The following is a 20,275-nucleotide window of genomic DNA, read 5'->3' on the forward strand; positions in this document are numbered from 1 at the left end:
GTCGTGGGCAGTGATTTACTCGTTGTCGAGGCTTCTGTCAGCGAGGTAATTGTCATAATCTGGTAAGCTACGTGGCATAATGCTTTGCATGTATGTGCTTGCTAGCAACATATCGGCTGTGGCTTCATTACAAGCCACGGGGATATTCCAGACCGCAGCTAAGCGCAGTAGCGCTTTAACATCGGGATCATGGGGCTGAGATGAAAGCGGATCCCAAAAAAATATGAGCATATGGATGTGATGCTCAGCGATTTTTGCTCCAAGCTGCTGATCGCCACCCATAGGGCCACTTAGCAATTTAGTAACACCTAACCCCGTTTCTTTTTCTATGCGCAGCCCTGTGGTTCCTGTGCCGTACAGATTATGCACTTCGAGTACGCTTTTATGACGCTGACACCAATCTACCAATGCTTGCTTTTTGCCATCGTGAGCCACTAAAGCAATGGTTTTAATTGGCGGAAGGGGCTGTTGTTTTTGTTTCACTGCTGGGCCTCGATAAATCGTATTTATCATTTTATAACAGCAGGTTGATAGCTAATGCAATGAAAATAAAGCCAGTCAGGCGGTCTATCCAGCACTGTGCACTCGGGTGAGTCTTAAAGTACTGGGCAATTTTATCGCCGAAATAAATATAGGTGCAGTCAATAGGCAGCGCCAGTACGGGATAAAGTAGTCCAAAGATAGCCAGTTGAGCAGTGGTTGAAGTGGCCAATGAAGGGTCAACAAACTGCGGAATAAAGGCAATGAAAAACAGAGCCACTTTGGGGTTTAGCACTTCCGTCATCATTGCTTGAAAAAGTGGGCTTTGCTTTTTGACACTGACATGCGGTTTATCCTCTTGCGCTATGGCCGTTGCTTGCCAGCTTTGCCACAGCGTCATGATCCCTAAATAGGCTAAATAACATGCCCCTAAATACTGCACGGCTGTATAGGCTGTCGCTGATGCTTTCAGTAATGCAGATAAGCCAATAACTGCAAAAAGGGTATGAATAACACCACCGAGTGCGAAGCCTATAGCACATTGAATCCCTGCCTGGCGACCGTTGGCAAAGGTTTGCGCCATTAGAAATGCATTAGAGGGGCCTGGACCCACGGCAATAAGGAAACTGGCACCAAGAAATGAAAGTAATAGTTCAGGGTTGAGCATGATGGTGTGCTTAAAGCTAAAGCGGTAAATCTATCAGCTTAGCTATGAAGAATAAAGCGGGCACGAAGCCCGCTTTGAATGCTTGTCAAAGGCAGTAATTTAGAAATTAACAGTGATGGTTGCTGAGCACACTGCTGAACCTTGCTCACAGACTTGATAACCGAAGCTACCACGTACTTTACCTAGGCTATCGGTGTAGCTGTTGGTGTTTGCGGTGGTCGTGAGCAAGTTACCATCACGGTAGATGTCAACATTTGAGGTAGCCGCACCGCTGTAGCTCAAATCAACAAAGGCTGCACCGCGAGATTTATAACCAGAGGCGCTAAGGCTAATGTCGGCCTCAGGCTCACCGCCGGTATCTCCGCCGCCGCTGCCACTGCCGCCACAACCATTCGCTAATAGGTACTGATCAGCGGCGGCCGCTTTGACGATGCCGTAACCGAAGTATACATCTTTACCGGCAGCGCCTTGGTCTTGTGCCGTCGCTTTAAAGGCGTTACGAATTTCTTCACCACTACAGCTGGCATGATTTGACCAAACTAAGGCAGCAAGGCCTGCCACAGCGGGTGTGGCCATGGATGTGCCACCCATGTAACCGTAGTCACTGGCGCTAATGTTAATGCTTGCGTTCGTTGCTGCCATCAGCGTGGTGCGCTGTTCTAACGCTGCGCCTACTGCCGGAATCGTGGTGCTGTTAGTATCCCCAAGCGTGCCGTATAGCATGCCTGATTCGTTATTGACAATAATAGCACCAAGGCCGCCGGAGTTTTCACAGTTAGCGACTTTATCGTGGAACGAGATATTGCCTCTATCGATTAAGCACACTTTACCGGATGCGTTGCTGTCAACTGCTTCAGCGGTGCCCATGAAGTATAAATCGCCACTGGTTGCACCGGTGTTTTCCATTGCTGATACTTCAAACGCGGCGCCATCAGCGGTCGCCGAAGCAAATGCAGCCATCCCTGCAGGGTAAGTTGAGAGCGTGTCAACACCGCCTGCGGTAACTTCAACACAGATACGCTCGTCGTCAGTGGCTTTCTTACCACGTCCTGAGGTACAGCTCGGATACTGGGAGAAATCGGCAATGTTATTATCGGCATCATTGGCGCCAATCATCATGACTGAGGTATATCCTGCAGGGTATGAGCGCACGTTATTACCATCGTTACCTGCGGCCGCAACGGATAAGCCACCATTGGCAGCGAAATTGGCAAAGGCATTTTCTTCAGTGCTATTGCTGCCACCACCGCCTAAACTCATGTTAATGATATTGGCACCCGCTTGCGCGCATAAGTTGGCAGCATGCGCCAGATCAGACGAATAACCCCAGCCGCTTTCATTAAATACTTTAATGATGTGCATATCCACGCCCGGTGCCATGCCTACAACACCTTGGTTATTATCAGCAGCACCAATGGTACCAGCAACATGCGTACCGTGAGGGCCGCCATGCTCAAACCAGTTACCTGTGCCTGAGTCATTATCGCCGGTAATCGCGCCCCAGTTGAAGTCGGTATTTGAGCTATCTAGACCCGAGTCAATAACACAGACCTTCATGCCACTGTTAGCGTTAAAGGTGACTTGATCCGCTTGCGACTGATACACCGCATACGGGGTAAGTTGTTGAGTCATTGGATCGCCAATATCGTCACTGTAAGCAGACATGGGGTAGCGGCGACTATCAGTCTCAATCAACTTGATGTGGGGGTTGTTCAACAAACCTTTAACTGTCGATAAGTCCATTCCGGTAAAGGTAGCAGCAAAAAAGCCATTGCCATCAACCTTAACATCACCACCAAGCTTTTTAGCGAGCGCTTTAACGACGCCTTTTTTATCGTTGTCAACTTGGATGATGTAACGGTCGTCAGCCGCAGATACCTGCGTGGCGCCGCCCAAAATAGCAAGCGCAATTGCGCTGCGAATCATTGTTTTTTTCATAGTTTCCTCTGTATGTAGCGGTTGGAGGTTGTTAACTATAGATTAACATTCTTTAACAATAGTACGCGCTTTAGGGAAAACAACAAGGGTTTTAACTCGTTATTAATAACTTTTTTGGAATAATAAAAGATGGAGAACAGAAGCTTTGTTTATATACAGGAGTCTAAGAGTCTAAAAAATATAAAAATATAGTGAGAACAGTTACTGTTCTCACTAGAGTCCCTAAAAAAAGTTGGTTCTTATTTATGCAACAAACGTCCCCGCTTACTTAATAGCACTAACCAAAATGGCAATAACGCGGCGATGTGCAACGCAATAGCAACGGGAGCTGTTAGTTGTAACTGCTGACTTAAAAGCACGAGTACGCCGGCGCCACTCATTTGCATAACGCCAACAAGCGCCGAAGCAGTACCGGCTTGTTTGGCAAAAGGCGCGAGTGCGGCACCAGCTGCACTGCCCAAAATCAGTGCATACCCCATTGCACATACAAACATGGGGAACATTAACGCAGCGATAGCGCTAGAGTGACGCAACAACATCAAGCTCCCGGCACTGACTAAGAGTAAAGATAGTCCCCACAGCAAGGCTTTACGGCTAGATCGCTTTATAAATTGAGGAGCGATAAAGCAGGCGAGGACACTCAAGGCACCGTTAACGGTGAACCAAAAGGTGAAGGTGCCAATATCATGGCCTAGGTGCTGCATGATCCACCCTGGGGCTGCGGTCACGAACATCAAGATGGAACTCATGGTGATCATCGCTATGGCCGCATTGAAAGTAAAAATGGGCGAGCGGATAATGGGCATAAAGCGTCGTAAGTCGAGGAGGTGACCTTGATAGTGACTATCCGCAGGGCGTGTCTCGCGATACAGCATAAGGGTGGCGGTGATACCAATCACAGCCCATAGCGCCATAAATACAAAATTGCTCTGCCAAGAAAACTGTACCGTGAGCCAAGCCCCTAAAATGGGGGCCAGTGCTGGGATAAAACACACAATACCATTTAAATAGGTCAGCATTTGTCCACTACGGGCAGGTCCAAAAACATCGCGCACGATGGCAAAGGCAGCCACAAACGTCGCGCATGCCCCCAAGCCTTGAAATGCTCTTGCGACTAGCAGCCATTCGAAGCTCGGTGCCCAGGCCCCGGCCAGTGCCGATACCCCGTATAACATGGCCCCTCCGATGGCGACAGGGCGTCGGCCTATCTTGTCGGCAAGCGGGCCGGCGGCTAGCTGACCTAAGCCAACGGTGAGCATAAACACGGCAACGCTTTGTTGCAATTGTGCTTGAGACACAGCCATTTGCTCGGCCATAACCACAAAAGCGGGTAAATAAATATCAATAGCGAGTGGACAAAATACCACTAGCAGCATCAATACGAGCAGCAGGGTTTTATTTTGCTTGGAAGATGAATGGCGCACAGACTCAGTAATACTCTAATAATACAAGCCAATATTGTAAGAGTAACACTATTAGATACCAGCATTTTCGTGTTATTTGTTTGTTATGAATTGATTTTCGCGGCGATTCTAGGTTTACTGGTAGGATGAGTTAGATAGAGAACCTTATCATGTCCATGCCTCCTTTACTTAAGACCTATAAAAAACTGACCAACTGGCCATTTGGGCACTGGTTATTCTCCAAAGCCGTATGCTTTAAAGCGCCTTACTTTGGCTCAATAAAGCCTTTTATCACTCTGTTAGAGCCAGGTAAGTGCGTTGCCCAAGTAAAAAACCGTCGTGCTGTGCATAACCATATCGGCACCATTCATGCGATTGCGCAATGTAATGCAGCTGAGCTTGTCGCTGGGGTGATGACTGATGCCACGGTGCCACATAAAACCCATCGTTGGATCCCTAAAGGGATGACGGTGGAGTATCTGAACAAGGTGGACACCGATATGACAGCAACGGCGCACATCCCACTGCCACATCAATGGCAAGATAAGGAGGACTTGTTGGTTCCTGTCGAGGTGACGAATACGCGAGGGGAAATTGTATTCCGCGCGACGATAAACATGTATATCACCGCGCGAAAAGGGTAAAACTACTCGTTGACTTGGCTGTCAGCAACATCATTGTTGCTGACCACGCTAAAGCTGTCTTTTTTGTTTAACTGCTTTATTTGTCCTTCCATGGTCGCACCGGCGGCAATGCTTAGGGTGTCGTGAAAGACATCGCCCTGTACTTGCGCGGAGCTTTCAATCGCCACTTTACTGGCACTAATTGAACCACTTACTCGACCTTTTATAGTCACATCAGTGGCTTCAACACTGCCTTCAACTTGACCTTGGCTGCCAATAATTAAGGTATCAGCTTTAATGTCGCCGTCAATACGGCCATCGAGCTGAACTTCGCCTTGGCTGGAGAGGGTGCCTGTTAAGCGAACATCTGCCGCTATCAATGATGGGGTAGCTGTATTTTTACTCAAAGCGGGCCTACTATTCTGTGTATCTTTGTTCTTTGAAAACATCGGTTAATGCCTTGGTGATTTTTACCGGATTAATATGTTTGTTGTTATGCAGCACTTCATAATGTAAGTGAGTCGCTGTGCTACGACCGGTACTTCCCATAAGCGCGATGACTTGTCCTTTAGTTACGGTGTCACCACGTTTTACTTTAATTTCATTGAGGTGGCCAAAGCGGGTGCTAAAGCCATTTGCATGCTCTATTTCGATGAATCGACCATACCCGCCATTGCGCCCTGCACGAACGACAGTGCCCTCAGCAGGTGCAAAAATCTCGGTGTTGCGCCAAGCTGCTAAATCCACGCCTTTGTGCATAGCACGGCGGCCATTCATGGGATCCTTACGCAAGCCAAAACTGCTGGAGATATAATAGTCGGCAGCGGGAAGTACATGTGGAACTTGCGCGAGCATGGTTTCTAATTGGTTAAGTGTGAGCAGACGGTCGACTACATCCATTGACGTGTCGGTTTGTTGATCATCAAGGATCAACTCCAGTGGTCCACCTTGAGCAATGGCTTGTTCACTCTTTTCGAGGAGCTCGTCCATCACCGTCTGTGGTAACCCGGCTCGAGCAATCGCTTCAGACAGTGCCTGTTCGCGCTTGGCAATCACTTGGTCTAGCAGCGTAAAGGTGTTGTCGTGGCCTTGTGTTAGGCGAGCCACACGAGTATCTATATTGCTGTCACTGACATCTATGGCCTCAAAGGGTAAGCCTTGCTCTGGCATTAATGAAGCCGGTAAGGTTGCCAGCACGCTTTGTGTTAGTTGTTGGCGCTGCTCTAAATGCCCCAACTTGACGATTAACTCATCTTGCGCCAACCGTGCTTGTTGCAATTCGTGTTTTAGCTGTTCATTTTCGGCCAGTACATCGCCGCTGGAGTGTTGTAATTGCGTTTGTTGCCAGAAGTTATAGGCACCAAAGCTCGCCAAGGCACCAATGCATGTCAACACCCCAAGGGCAAACATGCACTGTTTGGTTGTGCTCATTTCAACAACTTTGACTTCGCCGTGTTGGCGGATCAAGAGCTGCTTAGCTGGGAATAACTTAGTAACTAAGTATGATGGTGTTAACTTCATAGCGACAAATTACTGACAAAAACGCAGCTAAGATATCAAGGTGAGATTAAAAAGCCAGCAAAAAATTGTAACTGAACGGAAAAAAAGTGCGACTTATCGCACCCTGAACAGGGGATAAATCGCACTTTTTTATGGCGTATTGCCATATCAAAGAATGTTATTTAGCAGGGAGTACGGTGCCACGGCATTCGCCAAAGCCGATACGAGCATAGCCATCTTTTTCGCACCAGCCACGCATGATCACGGTGTCACCATCTTCAAGGAATTTCCGTTGTTCGCCATTGCCTAAATCAATGGCTTCTTTGCCGCCGCGAGAGAGCTCTAACAGTGAGCCCGCCTCTTCGTGCTCAGGACCAGACTGAGTACCTGAACCTAGCATATCGCCTGGCTGGAAGTTACAGCCGTTGACGGTGTGGTGGGCGACCATTTGTGCCACTGTCCAGTACGAGTGTTTAAAACTTGACTGTGATAAGCGGTACGGCGCTTTGCCTTCGCTGCGCATTTTTTCGGTTTCAACGGCGACATCCATTTGAATATCAAGCGCACCGAGCTCGCGGTTTTTGCTGGATTCAAGGTAATCAAGCGGTTGAGGATCATTTTCATCACGTGTCCAAGCGAGACGATAAGGTGCTAGCGCTTCGTTGGTAACAATCCACGGCGATACAGTAGAAGCAAAGTTTTTCGCCAGGAATGGCCCAAGTGGCTGATATTCCCATGCTTGCAAATCACGTGCAGACCAGTCATTGAAAAGACAAAAACCAAACACGTGGTCATCAGCGTCATCTAAGGCAATAGTGTCGCCCAGCTCATTGCCTTTACCAAGATAAATGCCAAGCTCTAATTCATAGTCCAAGCGCTTACAGGGACCAAACGATGGCGTATCGGCATCAGGTGCTTTGGTTTGACCTTTGGGGCGCGGGAAGCTTTGTCCACTTACGCCAATGCTAGAAGCGCGACCATGATAGCCAATGGGCACCCATTTATAGTTTGGTAGCAAGGGGTTATCCGGACGGAATAAGCTGCCTACAGCCGTAGCGTGATAAATCGAGGTATAAAAATCAGTGTAGTCGCCGATGTGACAAGGCAGGTCATACTCGACGTCACTTTGTGCGATTAACGCATCTTGCAGCTGGCTTTGTAACTCGCTGTTAGTGCGTAAGGCGCGTGATAAAGCCAGGCGCAATGCTGACCAATGCGCTTGGCCCATGGCCATAAATGCGTTTAGATTTTTTCCTGCTGCGGCTTCAACAGCCTGTTGTGCCTGCTCATCAAACAGCTCTAGGCGTGCAACTGTAGCTAGGTCAAGGACTTGATCGCCAATGGCGACACCACCGCGAAAGACTTCGTTGCTGCCTTTGCGACGAAAGGTGGCAAATGGCAAGTTTTGGATAGGGAAATCGGTATTGGCGTTGGCTGAGCTGACCCAACTGGTTAAATTCTTATCGTGCGTTTCATTGAGTTGCATAAGAGATTCCTTTTGCTGATTCTAAATTGGTTATTGAGCCGTTCACACAAAAAACAAGGGCTCGAAACGTGAAAAAGCAGTACCCGCCATAAATGGCGAGCCTGCTTTTAACGCTAGATAAAAAGGGAATTATAGAACGCCACGGCGCTCTTGATCGCGTTCGATAGACTCGAACAGCGCTTGGAAGTTACCTTCACCAAAGCCACCATCATCAACACGCTGGATCATTTCAATGAAGATAGGGCCAAATAAGTTCTTGGTGAAAATTTGTAGTAAGTAGCAGTTTTCTTTTTGGCTATCGACCAAAATTTGATGCTGCTTGATTTTCTCGCGGTCCTCTTTGACCCAAGGTACCCGGTCAAAAATAGTGTCGTAGTAATGCTCAACAATATCCAAGGTGGCGATATTGCTCTTATCTAGCTTATCCAAAGAGCCGACTAGGTCATCAGTTAAGAAAGCCAAGTGCTGCACGCCTGGACCATTGTACTCGTCTAAGTACTCATCGATTTGGTTGTTGTTGTCATCCTTACCTTCATTGATTGGAATAGAGAAGGTGCCGCAAGGTGACTTCAATGCATATGAGAGCAGTGCAGTTTTTTGGCCTTTAATATCGAAATAACGTACTTCGGTAAAACCAAACACATCTTTATAGAAGTTAGCCCATGTTTCCATGGTGCCTTTGTAAACATTGTTGGTTAGGTGGTCGATACGTGTGAAGCCTTTGCCTTCAACCACATTCGGTTGCGCCAAATCTTCAAAATCGGTGTCATAAATTGAGCCGTTGTCGCCAAATTTGTCGATAAAGTAAATTAAGCTATCGCCAATACCGAAAATAGCCGGGTAGGGCATATCTTTATTGGTTGCGTCCGTGGCTGGTTTGGCACCACGCTCAACCGCCACTTCAAAGGCTTTATTCGCATCCTCTACGCGCCAGCCCATAGAGCAAATGGCAGGGCCATGGCTTTTAGCAAACTCAGCAGAAAAACCACCGCGCTCGTTGTTTAAAAGGAAGTGAATGTCGTTTTGGTTGTAATAAACAATGTCTTTACCTTTAAACTTCTTCAACTTTGAGAAGCCAAACTCACTAAAGATAGTGTCCATATAATCCGCATCTGGGGTTGCGTATTCAGTAAACTCGATGCCCATTAGGCCGAGAGGGTTATTTACTTCGCTCATGTTGTTACTCCACTTGCATAGGTAATAGGTGGCTGTGATTGCGGTGAGTCCGCACTAATAATGGTTATAAATTGCAACAGCCAACCTCTGATCATTTGATGGCATCATCGGAGAAAAAGTGCCAAAGAGAAAGCCTAGGCAGGGAATTAACCAAGAGGGGTAATGTAAATATAAGTGGACGTTTTTAGGTAACTGTAAGCTTTTCGTTAAATTTGTTTTCTAAATAGATTCAGCCATCAAAAAAGTTGCACAAAAAAAGGCGCCATTTGGCGCCTTAGTGAAGAGGGGGTTAACGGTTACTGCTTCTCACCAGTGATTTCCAACTCTTCTTCTAGCAGTTGCTCTTTATCATGCTGGCCCTCAGCACCATGCATCCAGTCAACCAGCTTATCGGCCATTAGCCACAAGCAAATACCTGCGATAAAGGCCATAATGGCTACGCCACCAAAGGTGCTAAGCGGGCCACCCTCGCCAACTAATTTACCGATTTCGGCTGCTACGTAGTTACCCAAGCCTGAGAATAAGAACCACATACCCATCAGTAAGGAAGTAAATTTAAGTGGTGCTAGCTTCGAGACCATAGATAAACCGATCGGCGATAAGCACAGCTCACCCATGGTGTGGAAGATATACGCCATCACTAACCAAATTACATGGGCTTTCATATTCGCATCATCGCCAATTTGTAAAGCCGCTCCGACCATAGAAATAAACCCTAGGCCAAGGAAGAACATGCCTAAGGCAAACTTACGTGGTGAATCCGGTTCTTTATCACCCATTCGAATCCACAGGCTGGCAAAAATAGGCGCTAAGATAATGATGAAAATAGGGTTAACTGCTTGCAACCAACTGGCCGGCATTTCCCAACCAAAAAACACCAAGTCGGTTTTGTATTTCGCAAAGAGGTTCATTGACCCCGCTGCTTGCTCAAACCCAGCCCAGAAGATGATAGTGAAAAAGCTCATAATGAGGATCACTTTAACGCGGTCGCGCTCTTCACTGGTTAGCGGCTTTTTGTTTGCGCCTTGGTCGTCCTCAGACTGCTTAGCAGATGGCACAGTACCAATGCGACCTAAGTATTTTTTGGCTAATAGTAACTGCAACACCACACCCAGTAGCATACCGACGCCGGCAGTGAGGAAGCCGTATTGATAGTCAAACTTTTCACCGATAGAACCAACGACGAAGTAACCTAAAATAGAGCCTAAGTTGATCCCCATATAGAAGATGGTAAAGGCGCCATCGCGGCGTTTATCACCTTCGCTATATAGGTCTCCCACCATGGTAGAGATATTAGGTTTGAAGAAGCCATTACCTAGAATTAGTAGCGCTAAGCCTAAGTACATCATCTCTTTCTCAAAGCCTGACACCATGGCATGAGGCGTGCCTAAAGCAAATTGGCCGAGGGCCATGGTGAGGCCACCGAAAATGATGGCTTTTCGCTGACCAGATACATTGTCGGCAAACCAGCCACCGAGTACCGGTGTTACATAAACAAGCAGCGCATAGATACCCAAAATGCTGAGTGCATTTGATTGCAGCGCTTTGTGATATTCGTCTTGGGCGTTGGCACTTAAAGGGTCAATGCCAAAGTAAGCCATATCCCAACCCATGGCTGCGGCGGTGGCGATAGTGGAAAGGTAAAGCACGAAGATACCGCGCATACCGTAATAGCTCATGCGCTCCCACATTTCTGTGAAAAATAGCAAAAAGAGCCCTTTAGGGTGACCGAAAAGATCACCTGTTTTAGGTGCTGAACTCATGAAATTTACTTCCTAAATAAATCAGTATCAAAGGCTGTGAGCCTTGAATACTATTACTGCAATTTACAGTACTGCCGTACTGTCACTTATTTAGGCCTTATTATTATTGTTATGATGTTCAAGTATTACTTCGGCGACGCCAAGTAATGGTGTGCCATAACCTCAATTGGAGTCTGAGGGGACACATTTTATGTGAACGGGTGGCCCGCTATCACCATGGTAAAAAAGCGAGGTTATGCATAGAATTGCACGCGCTGCGCTGCTTTATCCTGATGACAAGCGCGCGACAGTATACATAGAGCCATGCATCAGGGGAAGTACTGACGCTTAACCGCCAATGAACCCAGAGCTCTACCATGCTGGCTTTTTAGCCTTATATCGTGCAATCCAGACGATAACTTCTTGGCGTGGGGTTATAAAATAGAATCGATTATTTGTTCAATTTTCTTTACGTTTTGCTATCCATCTTAGCCTTTTATAGCGTATGATTGCGCCCAGCATTTGATTGGTAACACGTGATTGAGGGATCCATGCGCCTTGAAATATATTGCCAAGACCGAATCGGTATCGCCCAAGAGATACTGAATATCCTGGTGAGCTACCAAGTTGACCTAAAAGGCATCGAAGTAGATGCTAAGCATTGTCGTATGTATGTCAGCTTCCCCCCCATCGAGTTTGAGCAATTCCAAAAAATTATGCCTTCTATCCGCCTAATTGACGGTGTTGAAGACGTTCGAACAACCGCGTTTATGCCCTCCGAGCGTGAGCATAACGAGCTTAATACGCTGCTCAGTGCGCTCCCCGATGGCGTTATCTCCATTGATAACAAGGGCTGGGTGCGGTTGTGTAATGCTGCGGCATGTCGCGACTTACAATTGAGCGAGCAAGACGTGGTCGGCGCCAATATCAATAACCTCCTTAAAGGCTTTAACTTTACCCGTTGGTTAGAGGGGTCAGAGGTATTAGGACAAACCACCCGTGTGGAAGTGGCCGGAGAAGATTTCATTGCCGATATTCTGCCTATCTCTGTGCCTCAAGGTGAAGAGCAAGACGCCTTGGCGGGGGCGGTTATCAATATCAAATCACAAAGTCGCCTAGGTCAACAAGTCAGTGCATTTCGCCGCTATGGCCAAGAAAGTTTCGCCACCATACATAATTATTCAACAGCGATGCGCCGCACTGTTCGCGAGGCACGCAAAATGGCGCAGCTTGATGCGCCGATATTGATCACCGGTGAAACGGGCACAGGTAAAGAGCTTATGGCCAGAGCCTGCCACTATGCCTCTAATCGTTCGGTTAAACCCTTTATTGCGTTGTCATGCGCCTCACTGCCTGATGATGTTGCTGAATCAGAGTTATTTGGTTATGCCGGGTATGAAGACAACGCCGCCCCCAAACGCGGGGTATTAGAGCAAGCTGATGGCGGCACGGTATTTTTAGATGAGGTTGGCGAGATGTCGACCCAGCTGCAGACCAAACTGCTGCGCTTCTTACAGGACGGTACTTTCCGTAAAGTCGGCGATGAGAACGAAGTAAAGGTCAATGTGCGCATTATCGCGGCGACACAAAAAGATCTTCCAGCCATGGTGCAAGAGGGAGGCTTTCGCGAGGATCTCTATTATCGTATCAATGTACTGACGCTGGAAATATCACCATTGCGTGACAGAAAAGCAGATATTGGGCCCCTGGCCGAGCACTTTGTGCAAAAGTATGCGCAGCAAAACGGCGCGACGGTACCTAGCTTAAGTAAAGAGTGTATTGAGTATTTGGAGCAGTATCCATGGCCGGGCAATGTGCGGCAATTAGAAAATGCTATTTACCGCGCGGTATCTTTGCTCGATGATAGCGAGTTGACGGTGGAGCACTTGCAACTTCCGAGCTTCACCAATGATCTTGGTTACTTGGAGTCTGACTTTGAAGGCAGCCTAGATCAGGCGGTAAAACGCTTTGAAGCTACGTTATTGCGTAAACTTTACCCTGCATACCCCAGCTCTAGACAGCTTGCGAAGCGTTTGGGCCTGAGTCACACCGCTGTAGCGAATAAGCTGCGTGAATACGGGATAAACCGAAAAACGGTCAAAGTTTAATAATGGCGCCGTCAGGCGCTATTTTTTTGTGCCCATGTTCTTAGCGACCCCACTGACGGTGATCGACTCAACGCCCTCAGCTGCGAAGTTTACTTTTATAGCGGCATTATTGCTGGTGAAAAAGTAACTGCGATCATCAATATGTAACTCGTAATTACCTTTAACCTGTTGCTCAAATTGTCCTTTCTCTAGGCGAATTACATGTTCGCCGAGTTGCCAGTAAAAGCTGTCAAACCAGCCAGAGTGGAACTCTTGCAGCCATACTTGGCTGTCGTCTTTACTAAGCACTAAGGCCAAAGAATATGACTCGGGGAGGGTGTCCATATCATAACTTTTGTTGCCGATACGCAACGTACCTTGCTCACTGTCCCAAGCGAAACCGAAGGTGAAAGGCGTTTGTTGCCCGGCGCTGTTTGCGGTTGTGCCCTTGCCGACGTAATCAAAATCAGCAAAGCAAGGCATACTCATTGCCAATGTGGCCAGAGCAAATAAAGTTGGTTTCATATTAACCCCTTTGTGAGCGAGAAGTTTTAACAATAAATGACCTAGCGTCGCTGCGCAACTAACGCACTAAGGTGCTCGACGACTCAAGCAATGCTATGATGGTGGTCTTACCTGTTTCTTAACACGCTACCACAAGGAGAGCGCGGTGAACTTATACTTCCGCTTATTATGGTTGTTTTTCAAAATCAAAGGTAATAAAACACAACAGCCGTTGTTGGATACGGTCGATATTGACTTTCGGGCCTGGCCGCTGGATTGCGACATTAATTTACATTTAACGAATTCTCGTTATTTGGCGTTGATGGATATCGCTCGGACATGGATGACTGCGCGTTTGGGACTATTGCGTGCGGTGATGAAGCGCCGTTGGTTCCCTGTGGTTAATGCGACAGCAATCACCTATATTCGCGATGTAAAACCATGGCAAAAATTCACGGTTTCGACCCGATTGGTAGGCTGGGATCATAAGTATTTTTATATCGAGCAAAAATTCACCTCACACCGAGGCCTGCATGCCATTGCTTATGTGCGGGGCGTGTTTCGCTCGCGAAAAGGGGTCGTCGATATCGAAGAGATTTTGGCGCTGGCTGATTTTAAAGACGAGGCACCCATTTTGCCGCCGGAAATCATGCACTGGAAAGCCATGTTGGAGCAAAAAAAAGCGACTAACAAGAATTAGCCGCTTTAGTTGCTTACATTAGCAAGTGGTAACCGTGAATCGGTATTAGAAGGTGTAACGCACACCTAGCATCGCCACAACAGGGTCAATTTTGACATCAACGGTCAGCGCTTTCTGGCCGTTTGCATATACACTGGCATCGCTATCAATGTCCATGTAGCTCACCATACCGTGTAAACCCCAGTGCTTGTCGAATGCATAGTTAAAGCCAACTTGAGCGGCCAAACCAACTGAATCGTCAAGCTTGAGTTCAACATCATCAGTCCCTAACGTGGTTTTTAAGTCTTGGCTTGCTTGCTCATCAAAAAATACCGTGTAGTTTACGCCGGCACCCACAAAGGCACGGAACTTATCACCTGCTTGGCCAAAGTGGTATTGACCTAATAGCGTGGGTGGAAGGTGCTTAATGTTACCAATTTTCGCACCTTCAAGGCCAAGGCGACCATTAACGTCATGGCTAAATGGCGTGGCGGCGATAAGTTCAATGGTCCAATTGTCATTGAGTGCATAATCGAACGTGAGACCAAGCTGAGTATCATCGTCGGCGTTAAGCCCTAAGGTTGGGGCTTCGTTAATTTTAGACACTTCACTATCAGGGTTTACGTTGATAGCGCCAACGTTAACACTTAGGTTAGCGTGAGCGTAAGAAGAGGTGCCAAGGAAAAGGCCAATTAGAGCTGCGCTGAGTGTTTTTTTCATCATCATATTCCTGTTCGATACATCGGAAAAGCTTTGCTGTTGGCGCCATTATCACTACTTAAGAAAAATAAAAACTGTTCTAGATCAAGCTTTGCCTCAGGTACGCTGCAGAGCGATTAAAAACCTTGATTTAGATTAAACTTTTATCCATTTCATGCACACAAAGGAGAGTTCATAAGCTGACATTAAGATGTCATATGAGCAGGTTGTAATAGCCTTACCAACAGCTGCAACAGGGCAGGCGTTATGCAATTGAACACATCGCAACAACAACGCGTTAATCAAGATAATGTCGTTTCATATTTACAACAGCTTATTCGGTTTCGCTCCATTACCCCTGAGCAAGATGGGGCTATCAATTGGTTACAACAACAGCTGCAACAGCGTGGCTTTAATTGTCATGTATTCACCTGTCATGGTGTCACGAACCTTGTTGCCGATTGCTACTTTGGTCCAGGCGTCAAGTTTGCCTTTTGTGGCCATATCGATGTTGTACCTGCTGATGCATCGCGGTGGCATGTTGATCCCTTTGCTGCTGAGATAATCAATGGTGAAATTATTGGCCGAGGAGCCGCTGATATGAAAGGCGGCGTCGCAGCAATGTTGGAAGCGACCGATAGGGTGCTCATGCAAAGCCCAACACAGGGGCACTTTTATTGGTTGATCACCTCTGATGAGGAAGGTGAGGCTCTTTATGGCAGTGCGGAAATAGCTAACTATCTCGCCGCCCAAGGTAAACATCTTGATGTCTGCCTAGTAGGTGAGCCCACAGCGGATAAACGCGTTGGCGATACCATCAAAAATGGCCGCCGTGGTGCACTTTCAGCACGTATTGAAGTTCTTGGTAAAGCCGGGCATGTGGCTTACCCCGAGCACAGTGTGAATGCCGCACATTTGGCTGCTCAGATGAGCATGGCCTTGCAACAAATAGATTGGCAAAAAGATATTGAAGGGTCGAAAACAACATTACAAATAACTGGTCTCACAGTCCCTAACAGTTTAGATAATTTGGTGCCAGCCAGCTGCTTTATAGAGTTTAATGTGCGTTATAGTCATGGTTATCGTAGTGAAAGCGTTAAACGCTTAATCACCGCCGCCTTGGCGCCTTGGCAGCAACATACGACAATTAGTTGGCAGCGTCCCTGTGAGCCTTATTACACGGCGGGTGGGGGAGCGTACGACCTGCTCGCAGCGTTGGAAGAAGCTATTTACCAAAGCACTCAGAGTTACCCGCAACTGAGTACCAGTGGCGGCACCTCTGATGGGCGCTTTTTTGCCAGTGCTGACACCCAAGTGGTCGAATGCGGTGTACGTAACCACACCATACATCAAGACAATGAGCGTGTGGCTGTGAGTGATTTAGCTAAGATCACCGAAATCTACGAGCGCACATTGGCGCATTTTTTCACTAATTAACTCAAGTGAGTCATGAAAAAGCCGGCATACGCCGGCTTTTTTTGGTTGGGAGTTGGTTAATCAATATTGCAGGTGCGCTTAATGAGGGTTTCGTTGTTAAGGTAACGGCGCGCCTTTTTTTCTTTTAGCTTTGCCATATCTACCAGTACTAGGCCATCAATACAGTTGTTGAAGTCGGGGTCCACACTGAAGCTTAAAAATGAGACGCCCTGAGGCTGGCAGAGTTCAGTGTATTGTTTGAAGAGCGTGGGAACTTGTGCCCCCATATTGGCAAGCACGTGTTTTAACTCTGCAAAGTCAGCTTTTGCATCACTGCCATTAAACAAACGTTGGCACTGCTCTTTTACACATTCGCTGTATTTAAACTCATGTTTAGCCGTTGCTAACGGCTGTTGCTGAGCGTAGTAATGCTGATAATAATAAACTAACAGCTCTTTGGCATTTTGAGGCAGTGCATTGGATAAACTGACCGCTCCAAATAAATAGCGATATTGCGGGTAGCGACTAATAAACGCACCAATACCAAACCATAAGTAATCGAGGCTTTTGCGGCCCCAGTACTTGGGTTGCACAAAGCTTCTGCCAAGTTCGATGCCAGCACCGAAGTAAGGCGCCATATCGTCTTGGTAGTTAAACAAACTGTCCGTGTATAACCCTTGGCGTCCGTGTTTGGCAATAATATCATCGGCACATGCAAGGCGGTAAGCGCCCACGAGCTCTAGCTGTTTAGGATCCCATAGAATGAGGTGGTGGTAGTCCATGTCATATTTATCGATATCACGGCGGCGACCACTGCCTTCGCCGACAGCGCGAAAGGCAATTTCGCGAAGGCGTCCGAGCTCACGAAATAGCGGTGAACTGCCTTGGTAATTATATAAGTAGATTTGCATGCCATCTTGGGTTTCTCCCAGACGCTCGCATTCACCGAGCGCCCCTACTAAGGCTTGACGGCACTCGGCGTGGGCAATGGGAGCTTGGGTTTTTAAGAGTTCAGGCTTTTTGGTTCCCAATCTATACAGCTGCTTACGAATAAGCCGGCTGATCTCTTTGTCATTAAGGTTATCAATAAGGTAAGACTTCGGCGGAATGGCAGTGCCTATTTCGAACTCCAGCGACTTTTGCCGTTGCTTAAACATTTCTTGTACTAATAACAAGGTGGCAAGCGGCTTGTAAATCATCGACGTACCGTAAAACAATGGACTGTTCTTAGCTTTTACTAAAATCGGTAAGATAGCCGCATTGGCCTTTTTGGCGATACGCAGGTAGCCATTGTTCCACTTGCAGTCTTTAACGCCTGTTGGGCGTAGCCGCGACACTTCGCCAGCAGGGAAAATTAACAAGGCTCCTTCAGCTTTAAGGTGCTGATGAATGGCATTGAGTTCTTGCTTGCGGCTGTTGCCAGACATGTTATCAACCGGCAGTAGTAATGAGTGCATTGGCGTTACACTCATCAACAAACGGTTGGCAACAACACGGATATCTGGGCGTACGCGAGCTAGCACGCTTATCAGTGCCAAGCCATCCAATGAGCCAATCGGATGATTCGCGATAATCACGAGGCGGCCTTCGCTTGGGATATTATCCAACTGTGATGAGCTAAAGCGAGCACTGAAGTCCAGCTCTTCGAGCACTTGCTCGATAAACTCTAATCCTTGTAGGTGAGGATAGGTATCGGCAAAAGCAACAAACTCTTGTTCGTGTAATAAATAGCCCAGCCCTTTCTTTACCAGGCCTTTTACTTTTGGTGAGTTGGCAAGACTCGGTAAGTTATCTTCAACCACTTTATCAATACTGATCATATTACCACCCTTTGGTAATGAGATTAGCCACAGGGTAAGAATTAACCATGACATCAAAGTGTAAAATAGATGACAGTTTCAAGACGACATCGGGTTGTGGGATACTGAGGCAAACTATCGCTGTGATGGAGATAATATGAGTTTATTAGTGGCAATTGCGAACAGAAATACAGATAAGCTGCAGAGCATGCTTAAGCAGCAACTGGGTGAGCAGCAAGTACAGGTATGGCCTGATATTGAGGATGCTGCAGCGATTGATATGGTGCTTGGCTGGCAGGTACCGGCTGAGGTGTTTAGTGCTTTGCCAAATCTAAAAGCGGTGTCTTCTTTTGGTGCCGGTGTCGACGGCCTTAACCTGGATGCGATTGCAGATCATGTGTCGGTCACGCGTATTGTTGATAATGAGCTGGCAGCAGATATGGCTGAATACGTATTAACTCAAGTGCTGCTGCATAAGTCTCACATGCCTCGTTACTGGCGCCAACAAAGTAGCAAACAATGGCGAGCGAAGCGGGTGCGCGCACACGATCGCGTCGGCCTGCTCGGGTACGGTCAGCTTGGTAGCGCTATTGCGCAGCGTTTAGCGGCTAATGGCTTTACTATTAAAGCGTGGTCGAACTCAGAAAAACCTGACACAGCGACGGTGACACACTTTTGCGGTGATAGCGGCCTAAACGAGATGCTTGCGCATGTCGATTATTTGGTTTGTGTACTGCCTTTGACTGCAAAGACCCGCAATATAATTGATGCTGAGCTGTTGGCAAAACTGCCTGCGCATGCGGTATTGATTAATGTTGGCAGAGGAGAGCATGTATGTGAAAGAGCATTACAAACCGCACTATCAAAACACACTTTAGGCGGTGCCACCCTTGATGTGTTTCGCCAAGAACCTTTGCCAGAGGAGAGCCCTTTATGGCACCAAGAAAACCTTATTTTGACCCCGCATTGCAGTGCGCTTAGCCGCATTGAAACGGTTGTTGAGCAAGTGGTCGACAACTATCAACGCTTGCAGTCTGGGCAAACATTAAAGCACCTCATTAGCCGCGAACGAGCTTATTAAGTTGTTTTAATAGGAACTAAACACTGTGTAAGTAAACAGCTTGTTAAGTTTTAGTCAGTTGCTATAGTAAACAAGCTACATGCTTGATGTATAAAAAAAATAACAAGTTAGGCTATTTTATTAGCCGCAACCTTTATAGGAAGCGCTATGAAACATAATCAAGGCGGAGCTAAGCTCAGCTATGTGTTGTTTTGGGTTGCTTTGCTGGGACTCGCAGCTTGGTTCAACCAAGCCAATGCCATGCCGCTGTAAAGCTCCTATTTGTAACTGACATTCGACGGACAAAATGCCGAAGCCTAGGGTTTCGGCATTTTTATTTTCAGCGTTTAGCATGGCGTTCGCGGTTTTCTAATTTCTTATCTGCACTTTTCTTTAATAGCACGTAGGTTGCGCCTAGGCCGCCATGAGGCTTCAACGCACTGTGGCAGGCTAGTACGCAGGACAATTGTTTGAGCCAATGATTGACGTAGCTTTTGAGCAGCCCTTTCTGGGATTGATTACGCTCCCCAGTGCCGTGGCGCACTAACAATACGCGAATGTTACGCTGGTGGCAGTCGCTCACCGTTTCATACAGTGCCTGGCGTGCCTGAAGCAGTGATTGACCGTGCAAGTCGAGTGTGGCGTCGACGCCGTATTTTCCTAAGCGAAGGTTTTTGTACACACCGTCTTGTACACCATCTTTTTTGTAGGCGATAAAATCGAGTGGATCAATCAAATCAATGTATTCGGTGCTGAGGATGTTGTCATCTAACTCCGCATCTAACTGCGCCGCCAAACGTTTGTGTTGTTGCGCGAGGGTGGGCGTGGTGTGAGGTTCGAAGTAGCTTACCTTATCGTTTTGCTTGAGCGGCGTTACATCCTCCATTAGCTCTGCGAAAAGATCCGAGTCTGGGCTTTTATGAGACGCTGTCATGATGACCTCGCTTACATGGTTACTACTAGCTTTATACTAGCCCAATATACGGTGTCAGTACTATGATGATCACTCTCGATAG

The 20,275-nt window shown here is 47.2% G+C and carries 18 protein-coding genes; 5 read left to right on the forward strand and 13 right to left on the reverse strand.

The features are described from left to right. Positions 1 to 15: 15 nt before the first annotated feature. From W04_RS06610 to W04_RS06625, 4 genes are all read right to left on the reverse strand, one after another. On the reverse strand, positions 16 to 483 hold the full coding sequence (locus tag W04_RS06610) for a methylglyoxal synthase (RefSeq protein WP_045978231.1): 468 nt from the start codon (positions 481 to 483) through the stop codon (positions 16 to 18). Between the two features lie 31 nt (positions 484 to 514). Then, the gene (locus W04_RS06615; RefSeq protein ID WP_053910264.1) at positions 515 to 1,147 is read right to left on the reverse strand and encodes a LysE family translocator; all 633 of its coding nucleotides are present in this window, start codon (positions 1,145 to 1,147) and stop codon (positions 515 to 517) included. 99 nt (positions 1,148 to 1,246) lie between these two features. Further along, positions 1,247 to 3,073, reverse strand: a complete 1,827-nt coding sequence (locus W04_RS06620; protein ID WP_231658066.1) for a S8 family serine peptidase — start codon at positions 3,071 to 3,073, stop codon at positions 1,247 to 1,249. Between the two features lie 251 nt (positions 3,074 to 3,324). Then, positions 3,325 to 4,509, reverse strand: coding sequence for a multidrug effflux MFS transporter (locus tag W04_RS06625; RefSeq protein ID WP_053910266.1), 1,185 nt, complete (start codon positions 4,507 to 4,509; stop codon positions 3,325 to 3,327). Positions 4,510 to 4,658: 149 nt separating this feature from the next. On the opposite strand from W04_RS06625, the gene W04_RS06630 reads away from it, so the two are divergent. Further along, positions 4,659 to 5,132: a hotdog fold domain-containing protein gene (locus tag W04_RS06630; RefSeq protein WP_081604426.1), complete on the forward strand. Its 474-nt coding sequence runs from the start codon at positions 4,659 to 4,661 to the stop codon at positions 5,130 to 5,132. A 2-nt stretch (positions 5,133 to 5,134) separates the two neighbouring features. Here the strand turns inward: W04_RS06630 and W04_RS06635 are convergent, their stop codons facing one another. The 5 genes from W04_RS06635 to W04_RS06655 form a co-directional block, all read right to left on the reverse strand. Then, positions 5,135 to 5,518, reverse strand: a complete 384-nt coding sequence (locus tag W04_RS06635; protein WP_371741511.1) for a polymer-forming cytoskeletal protein — start codon at positions 5,516 to 5,518, stop codon at positions 5,135 to 5,137. 10 nt (positions 5,519 to 5,528) lie between these two features. Then, on the reverse strand, positions 5,529 to 6,632 hold the full coding sequence (locus W04_RS06640) for a M23 family metallopeptidase (protein ID WP_053910267.1): 1,104 nt from the start codon (positions 6,630 to 6,632) through the stop codon (positions 5,529 to 5,531). Between the two features lie 157 nt (positions 6,633 to 6,789). Then, the gene (gene fahA, locus W04_RS06645; protein ID WP_053910268.1) at positions 6,790 to 8,097 is read right to left on the reverse strand and encodes a fumarylacetoacetase; all 1,308 of its coding nucleotides are present in this window, start codon (positions 8,095 to 8,097) and stop codon (positions 6,790 to 6,792) included. 129 nt (positions 8,098 to 8,226) lie between these two features. Beyond that, positions 8,227 to 9,273, reverse strand: coding sequence for a 4-hydroxyphenylpyruvate dioxygenase (gene hppD, locus W04_RS06650; RefSeq protein WP_053910269.1), 1,047 nt, complete (start codon positions 9,271 to 9,273; stop codon positions 8,227 to 8,229). A 296-nt stretch (positions 9,274 to 9,569) separates the two neighbouring features. Next, the gene (locus W04_RS06655; RefSeq protein ID WP_053910270.1) at positions 9,570 to 11,036 is read right to left on the reverse strand and encodes a peptide MFS transporter; all 1,467 of its coding nucleotides are present in this window, start codon (positions 11,034 to 11,036) and stop codon (positions 9,570 to 9,572) included. Positions 11,037 to 11,566: 530 nt separating this feature from the next. Here W04_RS06655 and tyrR point away from each other — a divergent pair. Beyond that, positions 11,567 to 13,123, forward strand: coding sequence for a transcriptional regulator TyrR (tyrR, locus tag W04_RS06660; protein ID WP_022945285.1), 1,557 nt, complete (start codon positions 11,567 to 11,569; stop codon positions 13,121 to 13,123). An 18-nt stretch (positions 13,124 to 13,141) separates the two neighbouring features. Here tyrR and W04_RS06665 read toward each other — a convergent pair whose 3' ends face one another. Further along, entirely contained in the window at positions 13,142 to 13,627 is a 486-nt protein-coding gene (locus W04_RS06665) for a hypothetical protein (RefSeq protein ID WP_053910271.1), read from the reverse strand. Positions 13,628 to 13,772: 145 nt separating this feature from the next. On the opposite strand from W04_RS06665, the gene W04_RS06670 reads away from it, so the two are divergent. Next, a complete protein-coding gene (locus W04_RS06670) occupies positions 13,773 to 14,306 on the forward strand; it encodes a thioesterase family protein (RefSeq protein ID WP_053910272.1) in 534 nt (177 codons plus the stop codon). A gap of 45 nt (positions 14,307 to 14,351) precedes the next feature. Here the strand turns inward: W04_RS06670 and W04_RS06675 are convergent, their stop codons facing one another. Then, entirely contained in the window at positions 14,352 to 15,005 is a 654-nt protein-coding gene (locus W04_RS06675; RefSeq protein WP_022945282.1) for an OmpW family protein, read from the reverse strand. Positions 15,006 to 15,251: 246 nt separating this feature from the next. Between W04_RS06675 and dapE the strand changes: the two genes are divergently transcribed. Further along, positions 15,252 to 16,421: a succinyl-diaminopimelate desuccinylase gene (gene dapE / locus W04_RS06680; protein WP_053910273.1), complete on the forward strand. Its 1,170-nt coding sequence runs from the start codon at positions 15,252 to 15,254 to the stop codon at positions 16,419 to 16,421. Between the two features lie 56 nt (positions 16,422 to 16,477). On the opposite strand, the gene W04_RS06685 is transcribed toward dapE, so the two are convergent. Further along, positions 16,478 to 18,220, reverse strand: coding sequence for a lysophospholipid acyltransferase family protein (locus tag W04_RS06685; protein WP_045978221.1), 1,743 nt, complete (start codon positions 18,218 to 18,220; stop codon positions 16,478 to 16,480). A gap of 136 nt (positions 18,221 to 18,356) precedes the next feature. Between W04_RS06685 and W04_RS06690 the strand changes: the two genes are divergently transcribed. Further along, entirely contained in the window at positions 18,357 to 19,280 is a 924-nt protein-coding gene (locus tag W04_RS06690; RefSeq protein ID WP_053910274.1) for a glyoxylate/hydroxypyruvate reductase A, read from the forward strand. A 319-nt stretch (positions 19,281 to 19,599) separates the two neighbouring features. Here W04_RS06690 and smrA read toward each other — a convergent pair whose 3' ends face one another. Then, positions 19,600 to 20,193 (reverse strand): DNA endonuclease SmrA, encoded by a 594-nt coding sequence (smrA, locus tag W04_RS06695; RefSeq protein ID WP_053910275.1) that lies wholly within the window; start codon positions 20,191 to 20,193, stop codon positions 19,600 to 19,602. Positions 20,194 to 20,275: the final 82 nt, after the last annotated feature.

Source organism: Pseudoalteromonas sp. SW0106-04 (assembly GCF_001293805.1).
In the GTDB taxonomy this organism is placed as follows: domain Bacteria; phylum Pseudomonadota; class Gammaproteobacteria; order Enterobacterales; family Alteromonadaceae; genus Pseudoalteromonas; species Pseudoalteromonas ruthenica.